This is a genomic window from Stenotrophomonas sp. SAM-B (assembly GCF_013387485.1).
Taxonomy (GTDB): Bacteria; Pseudomonadota; Gammaproteobacteria; order Xanthomonadales; family Xanthomonadaceae; genus Stenotrophomonas; species Stenotrophomonas maltophilia_AA.
Genome location: NZ_JABBXB010000056.1, coordinates 1 through 426, shown reverse-complemented (window position 1 = coordinate 426; position 426 = coordinate 1). Strand labels below are relative to the sequence as shown.

Sequence of the window (426 nt, the reverse complement as noted above, 5' to 3'; positions counted from 1 at the left end):
CTACTAGGGTATCTAATCCTGTTTGCTCCCCACGCTTTCGCGCCTCAGCGTCAGTAACGGGCCAGTGTGTCGCCTTCGCCACTGGTGTTCTTCCGAATATCTACGAATTTCACCTCTACACTCGGAGTTCCACACACCTCTCCCGTACTCAAGACAGTCAGTATCAAAGGCAATTCCAAGGTTGAGCCCTGGGCTTTCACCTCTGACTAAACTGTCCGCCTACGCGCCCTTTACGCCCAGTAATTCCGAGCAACGCTAGCCCCCTTCGTATTACCGCGGCTGCTGGCACGAAGTTAGCCGGGGCTTCTTCTGCGGGTACCGTCATTATCTTCCCCGCTAAAAGAGCTTTACAACCCTAAGGCCTTCATCACTCACGCGGCATGGCTGGATCAGGCTTGCGCCCATTGTCCAATATTCCCCACTGCA

At 54.5% G+C, this 426-nt stretch carries 1 rRNA gene; it reads right to left on the bottom strand.

Annotated elements, in window-relative coordinates:
• Window positions 1–426, bottom strand: a 16S ribosomal RNA gene (locus HH110_RS19215); the annotation flags it as partial.